Origin of the sequence: Achromobacter sp. F4_2707 (genome assembly GCF_047501535.1) — a bacterium.
Lineage (GTDB): Bacteria > Pseudomonadota > Gammaproteobacteria > Burkholderiales > Burkholderiaceae_B > Yanghanlia.
The window spans coordinates 184,867-199,320 of record NZ_JAZDRJ010000007.1 but is presented as its reverse complement, the minus strand read 5'-3'; the positions used below and the strand labels follow the sequence as shown (position 1 = coordinate 199,320).

Genomic DNA, 14,454 nt, shown 5'->3' with positions numbered 1-14,454 from the left:
CGCTGACTGCTTGAAATGAGAGGGTAGGCGCCGACTCATGCCGTAAGACCTATTCTCTGAAGCGCCAAGACTAGGGTTAACCCGATGTCTCGATCAGCGAGGAAACGAAATATAGCATGAAAGTTTTGGGGCGTGCAAGTCGGTGGGGGAAAATAAGGGGTTTTGCCACTGGGGCAAGCCGTTCTCCCTCGGTCCGACGCTTATACGGAACTGATATGTATAGACGCGTAGACCAGCGTCTATCAGTAATGCTTACGCTGCTGCGGTAGCGGGCCCAAGTCAGCTCTTTGCTCACGAGGAGCCGAGCAAATCGCCAGACCCCTCCCGGCACACAGCCAAAGATCGCGATACGGTGTTTATCTCCGACCGGCGCATCATGTGTGCGTATCGGCCTGTTAGGTCTTATGCTGTCGCTATACCAAACATAAGCAAGCATCACTCATGACAGAAGACATACTGATTAACGTTACCCCTTTCGAAACACGAGTCGCCCTTGTAGAGCAAGGTTCTGTACAGGAACTTCATATTGAGCGCAGTATTCAGCGCGGCCATGTTGGCAACCTTTATCTGGGTAAAGTCGTACGCGTATTACCTGGCATGCAAAGCGCTTTTGTCGATATTGGCTTGGAACGCGCCGCCTTCATTCATGTCGCCGATCTTCGCCAGAACCGTAGTGAGCGTAGCAAGGGGCTGCCTACCACTCCAATAGAGAAGTTGTTATTTGAAGGCCAGCCCATCATGGTGCAGGTCATCAAAGACCCGCTGGGCACAAAAGGAGCTCGACTTTCGACACAGATCAGTATTGCCGGCCGCATGCTGGTGTACCTACCGTTCGAACCACACGTGGGAATTTCTCAGCGGATAGATTCTGAATCCGAGCGTTTGGCGTTGCGCGAACGTGTGACGCGGTTACTGAAAGAAGACGATTCCGGCGGCTTTATTGTGCGCACTCAAGCAGAAGGCGCAACGGATGACGAACTGGAGGCGGATTGCTCCTACCTGCGAACCTTATGGGTCAGTATTCAGGAAAAACTCAAAACCCAGGGTGCACCCGCATTGTTGTACGCCGACCTCACTCTGCCGCAGCGCGTCCTGCGCGATATGGTCACGCCATCCACCACCCATATTACGGTGGATTCCCGCAGCACCACTCAAGAGCTCCTTGCATGGGCCAAGCGTTACACCCCGTCGGTTGTGGATCGCATCCGTCACTACAGCGGAGAACGCCCTCTGTTCGACACGGCAAATGTCGATGATGAAATTAGCCGCGCATTGTCGCGTCGAGTGGATTTAAAGTCTGGTGGTTATCTCATCATTGACCAGACCGAGGCGCTAACCACCGTTGACGTCAATACAGGCGGTTATGTGGGAGGGCGCAATTTTGGCGACACCATCTTCAAAACCAACCTGGAAGCGGCCGTTGCCATTGCCCGCCAGTTGCGTCTGCGCAATCTGGGCGGCATTGTTATCTTGGACTTCATTGATATGGAGGACCAGGGGCACCGCGACGCCGTATTAGCCGAATTGAACAAGGCGTTGGCGCGTGATCGTACCCGCGTCACTGTCAGCGGTTTCAGCCAGTTGGGCCTGGTGGAAATGACACGCAAGCGCACGCGTGACTCCTTGGCACATCAACTATGCGAGCCCTGCCCTACCTGCCAATCTCGCGGTAACGTTCGAACCCCACGCACCGTTTGCTATGAAATTCTGCGGGAAATCCTACGGGAATCCAGGCAGTTCAGCCCCAAGGAGTTTCGCATCCTGGCCTCACAGGCAGTCGTTGACCTGTTCCTAGAAGAAGAAAGCGACCACCTGGCCATACTGGGCGATTTCATCGGCAAACCAATATCTCTTCAGGTGGAAAGCCTATATTCACAGGAACAGTACGATATTGTTCTGATTTAACGCGAAGCTTTGGTTTGAAGGTTTCCTAATACCCAGGCTTCAAGCCGCCGCTTCGGCCATAGAAGTACGGCCGACAGGCTCCATATCAATCACTTCGGGGGTACTGTCCCGCAGTTTGAAGGTCATGACGATATTCGCCAGTGCGGCAGCTTCTTCGCGCAGATGCCTTGCCGCCTCTGCCGCATCCTTGACCATGGCAGCATTACGCTGTGTACCTCCATCCATATGAGCAATGGCCACATTCACCTGCTCAATGCCGGAAGCCTGCTCGCTGCTGGCAGCTGTGATTTCGCTCATGATATCCGTCACCCGCTGCACACTATCCACGATCTCCGCCATGGTGCTACGCGTTTCACCCACCAGACTGTTTCCTTGATGTGCAGCCTGAACCGCCGACTCAATCAACTCCTTAATTTCTTGTGCGGCTGAGGCGCTACGTTGCGCCAAGCTGCGCACTTCCGAGGCGACCACGGCAAACCCTTTACCCTGCTCGCCAGCTCGCGCCGCCTCCACCGCAGCATTCAGTGAAAGAATATTGGTTTGAAAAGCAATCCCGTCGATTACACCGATAATGTCGCTGATACGCGCCGCCGAATCATTGATGGCGCCCATGGTATCGACCATTCGGTCGACCACCTCGCCTCCTTTGAGTGCCACTTGCTTGGCAGAGGCGGTGAGGCTGTTAGCGGCCAAAGCATTATCGGAATTCTGTTTAACCGTGGCTGTCATTTGCTCCATGGTGGCTGCTGTCTCAGCCAAGGCGCTCGCTTGCTGTTCGGTGCGCACTGCCAGATCACTATTCCCCGTTGCGATTTGCTCCGAGGCCGCAGCGATTAATGCCGCCTCATGGCGCAATTTGCTCATGATGTGGGTAAGGCTATTAATCATGTCGTGAAGCGCGCGGCTGAGTTGACCGGTTTCATCGCTGCCATGCACGATGATGCGATGAGTGAGGTTACGCTGCGCTACCGCAGCAGCCGCCTCCACCGATTGCTGCAAAGGCCGGACAATGGAACGTGTGATCAGTAGGCCCGTACCGAGGCTGAGTATTGTGGCCACTAACAAAGCCCCAATCATGATATAGCGGCCCAATTCGTTGCTTTCTTGCACCCGCACGCTTTCTTCGTCGATCTGGCCTTTCATGTAATCGAGCAATTTCTCGAAAGCACTCCGATACGTGCTGATCAAGGGTGCCACGTCATGCCTGAAGAATTGCATGGCGGCAGCATCGTCACCGGCGCTCTTGGCTTGCAGAGCACGATCGCGCTCTTCATGAAAGCGGGTGAAGGAAGCGAAGGCATCTTGGTAGAGCTGGCGCGCGGTATCGTCCTGGAGGTTGTTTCTCAAGGGCCCCACGATGCCGTTGAGCTGAAGCGCCGTTTCATTCACCTGGTCGGTTAAGAAGGAGATCAGCTCCGTGTCCTGACTGCGAGCCACCGCCTCGAGGCGCGCCATGTTAATGGATAGCAGTTTGTCCCATTCGACAAGGAGGCGCTCATTTTTCAGGGGTGCGCCAGTAAGTGTTCTGACCGCTTGATCGCTGGTACTCATGAGCCAAAGACTGATTCCAGTCACCAGAGCCAACAGCAAAAGCTGAAATATAAAGGCCAGAATCAATCTCGTGCCGATCGAGATATTGTTCATTTTCGGGCCCCCGAGACAAACAATAAGACATCATTTAAAACATTTGCTCATATTTATGGCGCAACCACGCCACTCGAAATGTTTGATGAGCAATAATGATGCAAGTGCCCGGCAGGCACCTTAATGTGTCTTAAGAAACCCCTGAAGCGGGCGCTACATGCAGTTTCCTGGTTGGCGAACAGCGTTCAACATGGCATCTACCCGTTGTTTAATATCGTCGTTGATGTAGTAGCTGTAAAAGCTGATCGCCACGCGAACAGGCGCGCGCCATGATTCGGGGTACTGAATAAGGTCCGCAATCACAACGTTTTCATAGCTTTCCGGTGTGTCAGCGGTTTCGATCAGGCTGGCGTAGGCGGTTTCGCCTTCATGCATAACAAAGCGCGGTGCACTGCCGCATGCAGCACGGTGTTGAAATAAATTGCGCTGCAGAGAGGGGAAATCCAGATCACTGATAACCGTATCTGTCACCAGGTAATTTTCGTTGCGTAGGTCGTCCGCCCGCACCATACGATCGCCCGAGGCGGCACACCCCACAAGCGCCCCCCCCACTGCCAGCGCCGCCAGAACATTTTTCAAGAACACATCAAGCTCCTATTCTTCTCTAAACTGCATACGATACAAAGACGCATACAGACCTTCGTTTGCCAGCAGATCATCATGCCGCCCCTGCTCCACAATGCGGCCCTCATCCAATACAACAATGAGGTCAGCCTTCTGAACGGTGGAAAGACGGTGCGCAATCACCAAGGTCGTGCGCCCGGTCATCAATTTTTCTAACGAGGCCTGCACTTGGCGTTCAGACTCATTATCCAGAGCGGAGGTTGCTTCGTCGAGAATCAAAATGGGCGCATTCTTGATGAGTGCCCGGGCAATGGCCAGACGCTGGCGCTGGCCGCCCGACAACTGGCTGGCGTTCTCTCCCACCGGCGTGTCGAGCCCTTGAGGCAGGCTGTCAACAAACTCAAGCAGATTGGCGGCTTGCAGCGCATCGCGGATTTCCTGGCGGCTGGCGTCATGCAAAGACCCATAGCCGACGTTGTCGGCGATTGAGCCATCGAACATGACCACATCCTGACTGACCAGCGACAAGTGGCGACGCAAACTGCTGAGCTTGATATCGCGCACGTTGTGCCCGTCGATGCAGACCTCGCCTTCCAGGGGCTCGACAAAACGTGGAATCATGTTGACCAGCGTCGTTTTACCGCTGCCCGAACGCCCCACCAGCGCCACCGTCTGGCCCGGCTCGACCACTAACGAAACGCTGTTCAGCACATTGGTATCGACGCCTTCAAAACGATGCGTCACATTGCGGAACTCAATACGCCCTTGAATTTTTTCGCCCAGTTCTTGCTTGCCCTCGTCAACTTCGGGCAGGCTATCCACCAGTGCGAATACGCTTTCTGCAGAGGTGAGCATTTTCTGCATGCTGCTGGCGATTTTCGTGAGTTTTTTGACTGGGTCAAAAATCTGGCCCAACGCCGCCATGAAAGCGGCGAAGCTGCCCACCGTCAACGCCCCCTGATTGGCCTGATACAGCGCCACGGCAATCACCGCCGCCACGGCCACCGCAATAAAGAATTGCGACAACGGCGACAACGCGGCATCTGCACTGGCGGCCCGCATCGCAAAGCGGCGCAGGCGAGCATTCACATAGGCAAAACGGCCGGCTTCACGCTCGTAACCATCGAACAGCTTGATGACACGCTGACCTTCAATACCTTCTCTCACCACATGGGTGAGTTCGGCATTCATGGTGATGGTGTCCCGGTTGATGCGTCGCAGTCGGCGGATAAACACACTGGCGGTATAAACAGAAACAGGTAACACCACCAGCACAATGAGCGTAAGCTGCCACGACATGTACAGCAGGACCACCAGCAAAGCGATGACCACCAGGGTTTCCCGCACAATCACCGTGACGACATCGGTGGCGTACTGAGTGACATTCCCTGCGTCAATCGTGAACCGGTTCAAAAGCCGTCCCGTATCACTACGCTTGTAGTCTTCATCGGACATGCCCAGCAGGCGATCGAACATGTCCTTGCGTATGCCCAACAAGGTGTTGTTCGCCACCCAGGCCAGGAGGTAAGAACTGCCAAAGCTGCTCAAGCCACGGACCAAAATAAGCCCGATCACGGCAAGAGGAATGGCCCACATGTAGTAAGGTTTGTCTCCCGTGAAGCCTTCGTCAATCAAGGGCTTGGTAATGATGGCCAGCGTGGGCTGAGTGGCTGCTGACACTGCCACCAGCACAAGTGCCAGCACAATGGCCTTCCAATATTGACCAACACGGCTATAGATACGCCGCCACAAATCGGACTTTACTGGCCTGGACTGGTCTTCGACCGGTGGGCTTTCTGACTTCAAGAATAGACTCGCTTTTATACTAAGATACTTGGGTAACTGGTGGCTCATTTTACCCGCACGTTATTACCCTGCACTCTACTTCATATCCAACCCGGGTCGTCCCGCTATCATCCACCCTATGAATCCCATATCCGCCATCTACCTGCGCATGCCTAACTGGATAGGCGATGTCTGTATGAGTCTGCCCAGTCTGGATGCCGTCCTGGCGACGGGACTGCCTGTAGTGGTATGTGCCCGCAGCTGGGCGCGCAACCTGCTGGCGGGTTACGAGCTAGCCGGTTTCGTGGACATGACAGGGCGCTGGCGAGAGGACCGCGCCGCCGTGCATGCTTTTAAGAAGAAGGCGGGCCACGCCCACCCACGCGGCCTGCTGCTGCCGGACTCGCTTTCCAGTGCGATGGTGTTCAGCTTCGCCGGCATCCCCAGCTCAGGTTACAAAGACGACGGCCGCAGCTTGATCTTGCGCTGGCCCTTTCCCAAACCTGCTGAGAAACTCCACGCGGTGGAGTCCTGGTATCACCTTGTCAGGCTGTCCATGGAGCGATGGGGCTGCGCAGCCCTTGCGCCGCAACCCGCCGGTCAGCTTGGCCTGCGCCTGACCGATGAGCATCGCGCCCAGGCACTGGATGTCATTCAAGAAGCAGGCTTGGCTGAAGGCGACTTCGTATTGGTCGCACCCACAGCTACAGGTCTGCATAAAGGCCGGGTCAAAGTCTGGCCGCACTTCGACCTCCTGGTGCGCCGCTTGCAAACCCAGGGGCATACCGTTGCCATGTGCCCGCCCCCTTCTGAAGTGGAAGCCGCAAAAGAAAATGCGCCTACGGCCACGTGTCTGCCCCCCATGAATCTAGGCGCCTTTGCTACACTCACCCAACTGGCGGGCCTAGTGATTTGCAACGATTCGGGTGTATCACATTTGGCCGCTGCCGCGGGCGCCCGGCAAATTACCTTGTTCGGCGTGACACACCGCGAACGCACCGGCCCCTGGTCCAGCCACGCGATCTGCTTGGGCGACTTCGACGCCTGGCCTTCTCTGGAAGAGGTTGAAGAGCAGATCATCAACCTGTTGCAACCCCAACACTGAGTGCCGCCAAGCTGATGTCGCTGTCCAACCTTCTGACCGCTCTCATTATTCCGCTGAACCTGGGTATTGCGTTATGGGTGTTGGGCATGCTGCTGCTCATACTGCGCCGCCGCCGCTTGGCCGCGCTTCTGGCAGCTTGCGGGCTAGGGTGGGTGTTGTTCTGGTCCATGCCCGCCACCACCCTGTGGGCAGGTGGCCATCTGGAACAACTTCACCCTTATCGACCGCCCGACGCACTCCCCACGGCGCAGGCTATTGTGGTGCTGGGCGGCAATACTGCCAATAACCGGACCAACTGGTTTGATGCCTACGATAAGGCCAACACTATTTCGCGCGTTGATACCGCTGCCCGACTGTATCAGGCGCAACGCGCCCCGGTGGTCATTGTTTCGGGCGCCGCACTGGACGGCGGCGTGAGTGAATCTCAGATCATGGCCAACGCTCTGCATCAGCAAGGCGTACCTGAAGTCGCCGTCATCCAGGAAACCCGCAGCCTCACCACTTACCAGAATGCGCTCTACACCGCTCGCATTTTGAAAGAACAAGGCCTGAACGATGTACTGCTGGTGACCTCAGCGCTCCATATGCCCCGCTCCATGGGCGTCTTTCGCAAGCAGCAGGTCAATGTCACCGCAGCCGGCTCTCCGCCCCAGATCGTCGTGCCCGAAGACCCGGCATTTTCGTTCTGGCTGCCAGACTCCCGGGTATTAGCCGCCAGCCGTTCGATTGTGAAGGAATACGTCGGCATGCTGGTGTACTGGCTGCGAGGGTGGGTGTAATGCAATGCCGCTCTGGCTGTGGTGCATGTTGCATTGCTCCGTCGATTTCCAGCCCGATACCCGGCATGCCTGAGGGCAAACCGGCCGGCATGCGCTGCATCCAGTTGGATGAGCAAAACCGCTGCAAAATCTTCGGCCTACCTAGCCGACCCGCAGTGTGTTCGTCGTTAATGCCGGAGGCCGCCATGTGTGGCGACAGCCAGCAACAGGCAATGGCATGGCTGACTACGCTGGAGCACAGCACCTGCCCGCCCGCAACGTCTATTTAGGTTGCTGCTTGTTCAGAAAGAACAATTTGGTATAGCGGAAAAAGTTTCCCGCCGCAGCCATGGCGGCCAGAATGAAGCCTTCCCTGCCATCCAGAAAGCCCTTGCGCAGCAGATAAATTCGAATAAACGTCCAGCTTGCATGCCCCCATGCACCGAGCACGCTTGTACGCTTGCCCCGTGCATGCATCATTCCCGCAGCCTCTGTCGAATAATGATTAATTTTGGCGATGAGTTGCTCAAGATTGGCATAGGGATAATGCAGAAAATGACTTTTAAGTGTGGCGACCGGGTGTTCCGTTACCACGCTTTCATGAACCGCAACTTCTTTGAAGCGGGCCGTGCCGCGCTTGAAAAGCCGCAAAACGTAGTCGGGCCACCAGCCGCTATGGCGTATCCAGCGCCCGCCAAAGTTCGACAGACGAGGCATGCGGTAAGCAAAGGCCGGCTTGCCTTGGGCGGAGCCCATAGCGGCTGCCCATAGAACAGACTCGATTTCCGCCTTCAGTTCGGGCGTCACACGCTCATCGGCATCAATCGACAAAACCCACTCACCCGTCGCCAGATCAAGCGCCCGATTCTTCTGTGGCCCGAAGCCGGGCCAGTCGTCGGTCAATACCACCTTGGCGCCCTTGCTCTGAGCAATATCGCGGGTGCCATCGGTGCTGCCGGAATCCACCACGATGATCTCATCGGCAAACGCCACGGAATCCAGGCATTCAGCAATATGCGCTTTTTCATTCAGCGTAATGATGATGACCGACAGCGTTGCACGCTTCCCCCGCTCGACGCCGTCTGCCTCTTCGGGCGCGACGGCGATGTTATGTGCTTTCACGCTGCTCTCCTGCGGTTACGCTTCCAGAGTTTGAAGCGATTGAAAACCGGGCCAATAAGCGGGTGTGCCGCCACGACGATGCGCCGGCCTACAGAATTGCCAGTGGTATTGCGCACGGCAATGCGGTAGATATGGGAAGGGTCTGAACCGGGCTTGTTCTGCCCAAAGGGGCGAGTGGTATACAAGTAACGAAAGCCTGCGTCTTGAGCCAGGCGGATGTAGTCTTCGTCGAAATACCCTTGCGGCCAGCAGAAGTGCTGAGAAACGCTGCCCAAGCGCTCTTGCAATACACGACGCGAATCGGCCAGTTCCTGCGCCATACGCTCGTTCTTGGCGGCTTTTTCAGGGCTGAGATCCCAGCGGGTATGCGTATGGGTATGGCTGTGAAACTCGAACACCCCATCTGCACGCATTGCTTCGATTTCGCTCCAGCGCAACATGACTTCGTCCGCCCTGCCCTGTTCGATGCGATCTTCACAATCGTGATGGGAAGGCGTTTCGGGCAGGGCATTTTGACCCAGGTGCGGGCGCACCGGGCCATCGCCTATCCAGGAAGTCACGAGAAAAATGATGCCCGTGAAGCCATAGCGCTTCATCAGTGGATAGGCATACACCCAGTTGTCGAGATAGCCGTCGTCAAAAGTAATAAGAATAGAGCGCGGCGGCACAGGGCGCCCTTCCAAGTGCCCGGCAAACTCATCACTCGTCAGAGAACGGTAGCCCCGTTTACTTAGCCATTTGAGATTGTCCTCGAAATTGGCAACCGAAGAGGTAATCATGCCTTCCACAGGCGAAACGTGGTGGTACATCAAAACAGGCACGGTTTGTGTCATTTTTTCAGCTCCCCCAGCCAGCGTAAATAGGCAGACTCAACACGTTCAACCATAGCCTCCAGGCTGAAATGCCCCGAGTTACGGCAAAATTCCACACCCGCCTGCCCCATACTACTGCGCAACTCAGGATCTTCAACCAGGCGACGAATGGCTTGTGTAAGCGCAGGCACATCATCCAGCGGTACCAACAGCCCGTTGACGCCGTCCTTCATCATTTCGGGTACACCATCGATATTTGTACCAATGACCGGCACCCCCATGGCTCCCGCTTCCACGAATACCGTTCCCGACGCTTCCTGGCGGGTTGCCATGGCAAAAATATCGAAGCCTTCCATCAGGTTGGGCACATCGTCGCGCCGACCCAGGAGGTGAACTCTGCGCGACATGCCTAGTTCCTGAGCCAAGGCCTGCAACTCTTCAAACACAGGCGAACCATCGCCCACGACTACCAAATGCAGATTCGGCCGCTCGGCAATCAGGGGCGCCATGGCTTGGAAAAGTTCGCGGTGGCCCTTCTTATGGCGTAACGCCGAAACACAACCCACCACAATATCGTTGGCAGCCAGCTTGAGTTCGGCACGTAGCGTAGATTGCCCGGTGGGCGCTGGAAACTCGACAGCAGGATATACCGTGGCCACATGCCCTTCCGGCACACCGCGATCTATCAGTTGCTGACGCACGAAGTTGCTGGCTGTTGTAATGCGGTGCGGCACCTTGTTGTAAGACAGCAAAGAGCCAGGCGGCTTGGCCAGGTGCCGGGTGCGCACGATTAGTGGCGTGCCCGCCAACCGCGCTGCCATGCCCGCCAGCAAGGTGTCGCGCCGACTGTGTGTATTCAATACGTCGAAATTGCCGTCGCGCAGTATCTTGCGAATTTTCCCAAGCCCACGCAGATAATTCTTGATGCCTCGCATGGGCAAGGTATGCACAGTGAAGCCTGCATCCCGCAGGCGCTCAACCAACATGGCATGCGGCTGGCAAACGACTTCCATGTGGTGGCCGCGCTCACGCATCGCCCCCACCATACGGAAAATATACTGCTCCTGCCCGGCCCAACCAACGGCTGATTCGGAATGCAAAATGCGCAAGGGCTTGAAACTGCGATCGGTACTCATGCGTAGGTAATCTCCAGCGCTTCGGGCTTCACCCATTCTGATAATTGTTCGAGCATGGTGTCGGACATGCGCACCCGCCAGTCCTCACCCAAACGGACCAGGCAACGAAAGCCTTCGCGTTCCAACTGAAGTTCGACCGGCACACCGGGCAGGCCATTTTCGGGGTCGGCGCGGTAGGGGTTCAACAGTTGACGCAGGCGCACTGTGTCTGCGTTGCCATTCAAGCTGATTCGCAAGCTATGAGCGCGTGATTCCCGTGCCAGTTGAAGATCGTAGATGACATCTGCAGTGACTCGCAGGCCACCGGAAAAGTCGTCGTGTGTCACCTTGCCATGGATGATGATGAGCTGGTCTTCTTTGAGTCGCAGACGGTGCTGTTCGTAGAGCTCATTGAAAATGGCGACCTCAACCTGCCCCGAACCATCGTCCAGCAAGGCATAAAGCATTTTTCCACGGCGCGTCATACGAGGCCGCAAGGCAGTGAGCACCCCGGCAAACCATTGCAGACTGCGTGAGGGCTGCAGACGGGCCAGCGGGGTAGGCGCAAAGCGCCGGACCTCATCACGCCAGGCATCAAACAAGTGACCGCTGAAATAAAACCCTAGTGCGAGTTTTTCTTCGCGTAACTGTGTTTGTAGATCCCAAGGCTGCACCTTCGCTAGCTCGAGTTCAACAATTTCGCCCGCATTGTCATCAAAGAGAGAGATCTGGTTAGCGCTGCGTTCCGCCTGCTCTGCCGCTTCAATGGCGTTGCCCACGGTCGCCAGCAAGGCCGCCCGGTTTTCGGAAATGGTGTCGAACGCCCCTGCGCGAATCAGCGCTTCAATGGTGCGGCGATTAACGATGGAGCGATCCACCTTTTTGCAAAAATCGAACAGGCTGGTGTAGGGGCCTTCTGCCTCACGGGCACGGATGATTTCTTCCACCGCCGCCTGGCCGGTTCCCTTGACGGCGCCCAGCCCATAACGCATAGAACGTGGGGGCCGCCCTTTGGCAGTGTATTCATCTTCCACCGGCTCAAAGCGGTAGGCCGAAGCGTTGACATCGGGCGGCAGGACGTCCACGCCGTTGGCCACCGCATCCTTCCAGAAAATCTGCACCTTGTCGGTGTCGTCCATATCGGAAGACAGGGTGGCGGCCAGGAATTCCGCCGGGTGGTAGTACTTGAGCCATGCAGTTTGATAAGCGATGAGGGCGTAAGCAGCCGAGTGACTCTTGTTAAAGCCATAACCGGCGAACTTTTCCATGAGGTCGAACAGCTTGACCGCCAGTTCGGCGTCATAGCCTTTCTCTACCGCGCCCTTCTCGAACAATTCGCGATGCTTGGCCATTTCCTCGGGCTTTTTCTTACCCATGGCGCGACGCAGCAAGTCGGCGCCGCCCAAGCTATAGCCGCCAATGATCTGGGAAATCAGCATCACCTGTTCCTGATACACAATCACCCCATAGGTGCTGGTCAGGACGGCTTCGAGATCCGGGTGAAAGTAATCGACTTCGGCCCGGCCATGCTTACGGTTGACAAAGTCCACCACCATGCCGGATTCCAGAGGGCCGGGACGGTACAGTGCCAGCACTGCAATCACGTCTTCAAAGTTGCTGGGTTTCAGGCTTTTGAGAAGTTCCTTCATCCCCCGCGATTCCAACTGGAAGACGGCAGTGGTATTGCCTTCGGTCAGGAGCTGATACGCCTTCGGGTCGTCCAGCGATAAATCCATGAGGTCGAAATCCTGCATGGACGGGTTGAAGCGGCGCACATAGCGCACGGCCCAATCCAGAATCGTAAGGTTACGCAGGCCCAAGAAGTCGAACTTCACCAGGCCGACGGCTTCCACGTCGTCCTTATCGTACTGGGACACCACACTGCTGTCGTGGCCTGGCTGGCAGTACAGCGGGCAGAAGTCGGTAAGCTTGCCCGGAGCGATCAGCACGCCACCGGCGTGCATACCAATGTTCCGCGTCAGACCTTCGAGCGGCTTGGCAAGGTCGACCAGCGCCTTCACTTCTTCATCTTGCTCGTAGCGCTCCAGAAACGCCGGCTCTTCTTTGAGTGCGCGATCCAGGCTCCATGGGTCCATAGGGCTGAAGGGAATCAGCTTGGAAAGACCATCACACAGCGAATAGGGCATTTCCAACACACGGCCCACATCGCGCACCACGGCCTTCGCACCCAGCGTACCGAAGGTGGCGATCTGGCTAACCGCATCTTTACCGTATTTCTGTTTAACGTAGTCGATGACCCGTTCGCGATTATCCTGACAGAAGTCGATATCGAAGTCAGGCATGGAGACCCGTTCCGGGTTCAGGAACCGTTCGAACAGCAAGTCGTAGCGGATGGGGTCGAGATCGGTAATGCCCAAGGCGTAGGCCACCAGCGAACCCGCGCCCGAGCCCCGGCCCGGCCCCACCGGCACTCCGTTGTTCTTGCCCCAGTTGATGAAGTCGGCAACGATGAGGAAATAACCGGGAAAGCCCATCTTGATAATGATGGTGCATTCCCATTCCAAACGCTCGCGGTAGGTTGGGTACTGCGCCTGACGCTCAGCTTCGTCCGGGTAAAGCTGCTGCATGCGGCGCTCCAGCCCTTCCTCGGCCAGCTGCACCATGTAATCATCCAGCGTCACGCCATCGGGTGTGGGGAAATCAGGCAGGTAGGCCTTGCCCAATTGCATGGTCAGGTTGCAGCGCCGGGCGATTTCCACCGTATTGGTGATGGCAGAAGGCACATCGGCAAAGCGGCGGGCCATTTCCTCCGAACTCAACATGTATTGCTGATCGGTGTAACGGCGCGCGCGCTTGGCATTGCCCAGTTGTTCGCCCTCGGCGATACAGACGCGGGCTTCGTGAGCGCGGAAATCCTCGTGTTCCAGAAACTGGATGGGGTGGGTAGCTACTACCGGGAGATCAAGTTTGACTGCCAGCCGTATTGCAGCTTGCACATAGCCTTCATCGCCATCGGCGCCGGTGCGTTGCAACTCAATGAAATAGGCATCCGGGTAGAGTTCGGCCCATTGTCTGGCAAACGCCTCGGCTTCCGCTTCGCGCCCCGCCTCAAGCGCCTGACCGACATCGCCGGCCCTGCCACCCGACAGCAGAATCAGGCCTTTTGCCTGTTCCAGCCATTCCCGTTTAAGTTCCGCCCTGCCTTTATATTGATTGGTCAACCAAGCACGGCTAAGCAAGTCGCATAGAGACAGGTAGCCATCATGGTTGCGAGCTAGTAGCAACAGCCGTTGCGGTTTCTCGCGGTCCTGCTCGTTTTCCAGCCAGACATCGGCGCCGGCGATGGGCTTGACGCCCTTGCCCTGCGCCGCCCGGTAAAACTTGACGAAGCCAAACAGATTGGAGAGGTCTGTCAGGGCCAGCGCAGGCTGCCCGAATTCCACGGCCTTTTTCACCAAGGCGGGAATCTGCGCAATGCCGTCCACGACCGAAAACTCGGAGTGAACGCGCAAGTGGACAAAAGCAGGAGAATTGGATTCGTGATTCATGGCGGTGATTGTACTTGTGAGGCGGCCGGAACACGCGCTGATATATCTAAGGGATAAGCGATCGCGTACATGGCATACACGGCAGGCTGCTCGCGCCTAAGCGCAGCAGACCCATACGCGTACTGGCCAAGCAGG

At 56.6% G+C, this 14,454-nt stretch carries 11 protein-coding genes; 4 read left to right on the top strand and 7 right to left on the bottom strand.

The annotated features are described in order from the left end of the window. The first annotated feature begins 441 nt into the window (after window positions 1–441). Window positions 442–1,905, top strand: coding sequence for a ribonuclease G (gene rng, locus VRY85_RS08995; RefSeq protein WP_414598246.1), 1,464 nt, complete (start codon window positions 442–444; stop codon window positions 1,903–1,905). 39 nt (window positions 1,906–1,944) lie between these two features. On the opposite strand, the gene VRY85_RS08990 is transcribed toward rng, so the two are convergent. From VRY85_RS08990 to msbA, 3 genes are all read right to left on the bottom strand, one after another. Continuing rightward, window positions 1,945–3,549: a methyl-accepting chemotaxis protein gene (locus tag VRY85_RS08990; protein ID WP_414598245.1), complete on the bottom strand. Its 1,605-nt coding sequence runs from the start codon at window positions 3,547–3,549 to the stop codon at window positions 1,945–1,947. A 153-nt stretch (window positions 3,550–3,702) separates the two neighbouring features. Continuing rightward, complete coding sequence (locus VRY85_RS08985; RefSeq protein ID WP_414598244.1) at window positions 3,703–4,134, bottom strand: hypothetical protein; 432 nt, start codon at window positions 4,132–4,134, stop codon at window positions 3,703–3,705. A 9-nt stretch (window positions 4,135–4,143) separates the two neighbouring features. Then, a complete protein-coding gene (gene msbA / locus VRY85_RS08980; RefSeq protein WP_414598243.1) occupies window positions 4,144–5,967 on the bottom strand; it encodes a lipid A export permease/ATP-binding protein MsbA in 1,824 nt (607 codons plus the stop codon). Between the two features lie 70 nt (window positions 5,968–6,037). Here msbA and VRY85_RS08975 point away from each other — a divergent pair, with 70 nt between their 5' ends. From VRY85_RS08975 to VRY85_RS08965, 3 genes are read left to right on the top strand one after another with little or no spacing between them, the layout of a single operon-like run. Then, the gene (locus tag VRY85_RS08975) at window positions 6,038–7,003 is read left to right on the top strand and encodes a glycosyltransferase family 9 protein (RefSeq protein WP_414598242.1); all 966 of its coding nucleotides are present in this window, start codon (window positions 6,038–6,040) and stop codon (window positions 7,001–7,003) included. A 14-nt stretch (window positions 7,004–7,017) separates the two neighbouring features. Then, the gene (locus VRY85_RS08970) at window positions 7,018–7,782 is read left to right on the top strand and encodes a YdcF family protein (RefSeq protein ID WP_414598241.1); all 765 of its coding nucleotides are present in this window, start codon (window positions 7,018–7,020) and stop codon (window positions 7,780–7,782) included. Next, window positions 7,782–8,051 carry a YkgJ family cysteine cluster protein gene (locus VRY85_RS08965; RefSeq protein ID WP_414598240.1) on the top strand — a complete coding sequence of 90 codons (270 nt, stop codon included), beginning with the start codon at window positions 7,782–7,784 and terminating at the stop codon, window positions 8,049–8,051. The genes VRY85_RS08970 and VRY85_RS08965 overlap by 1 nt, the downstream gene beginning before the upstream one ends. On the opposite strand, the gene VRY85_RS08960 is transcribed toward VRY85_RS08965, so the two are convergent. From VRY85_RS08960 to dnaE, 4 genes are all read right to left on the bottom strand, one after another. After that, a complete protein-coding gene (locus VRY85_RS08960) occupies window positions 8,044–8,814 on the bottom strand; it encodes a glycosyltransferase family 2 protein (protein ID WP_414598258.1) in 771 nt (256 codons plus the stop codon). The genes VRY85_RS08965 and VRY85_RS08960 overlap by 8 nt on opposite strands. Before the next feature lie 65 nt (window positions 8,815–8,879). Further along, the gene (locus VRY85_RS08955) at window positions 8,880–9,716 is read right to left on the bottom strand and encodes a polysaccharide deacetylase family protein (RefSeq protein ID WP_414598239.1); all 837 of its coding nucleotides are present in this window, start codon (window positions 9,714–9,716) and stop codon (window positions 8,880–8,882) included. Next, entirely contained in the window at window positions 9,713–10,831 is a 1,119-nt protein-coding gene (locus tag VRY85_RS08950; protein WP_414598238.1) for a glycosyltransferase family 4 protein, read from the bottom strand. The genes VRY85_RS08955 and VRY85_RS08950 overlap by 4 nt, the downstream gene beginning before the upstream one ends. Next, window positions 10,828–14,319 carry a DNA polymerase III subunit alpha gene (gene dnaE, locus VRY85_RS08945; protein ID WP_414598237.1) on the bottom strand — a complete coding sequence of 1,164 codons (3,492 nt, stop codon included), beginning with the start codon at window positions 14,317–14,319 and terminating at the stop codon, window positions 10,828–10,830. The genes VRY85_RS08950 and dnaE overlap by 4 nt, the downstream gene beginning before the upstream one ends. Between the last annotated feature and the right edge of the window lie 135 nt (window positions 14,320–14,454).

What these genes read in the sequence shown, in the direction of transcription:
- rng (WP_414598246.1), top strand. Translation starts at nt 442, where the DNA reads ATGACAGAAGACATACTGATTAACGTTACCCCTTTCGAAACACGAGTC.
- VRY85_RS08990 (WP_414598245.1), bottom strand. Translation starts at nt 3,549, where the DNA reads ATGAACAATATCTCGATCGGCACGAGATTGATTCTGGCCTTTATATTT.
- msbA (WP_414598243.1), bottom strand. Translation starts at nt 5,967, where the DNA reads ATGAGCCACCAGTTACCCAAGTATCTTAGTATAAAAGCGAGTCTATTC.
- VRY85_RS08975 (WP_414598242.1), top strand. Translation starts at nt 6,038, where the DNA reads ATGAATCCCATATCCGCCATCTACCTGCGCATGCCTAACTGGATAGGC.
- VRY85_RS08970 (WP_414598241.1), top strand. Translation starts at nt 7,018, where the DNA reads ATGTCGCTGTCCAACCTTCTGACCGCTCTCATTATTCCGCTGAACCTG.
- VRY85_RS08965 (WP_414598240.1), top strand. Translation starts at nt 7,782, where the DNA reads ATGCAATGCCGCTCTGGCTGTGGTGCATGTTGCATTGCTCCGTCGATT.
- VRY85_RS08955 (WP_414598239.1), bottom strand. Translation starts at nt 9,716, where the DNA reads ATGACACAAACCGTGCCTGTTTTGATGTACCACCACGTTTCGCCTGTG.
- VRY85_RS08950 (WP_414598238.1), bottom strand. Translation starts at nt 10,831, where the DNA reads ATGAGTACCGATCGCAGTTTCAAGCCCTTGCGCATTTTGCATTCCGAA.
- dnaE (WP_414598237.1), bottom strand. Translation starts at nt 14,319, where the DNA reads ATGAATCACGAATCCAATTCTCCTGCTTTTGTCCACTTGCGCGTTCAC.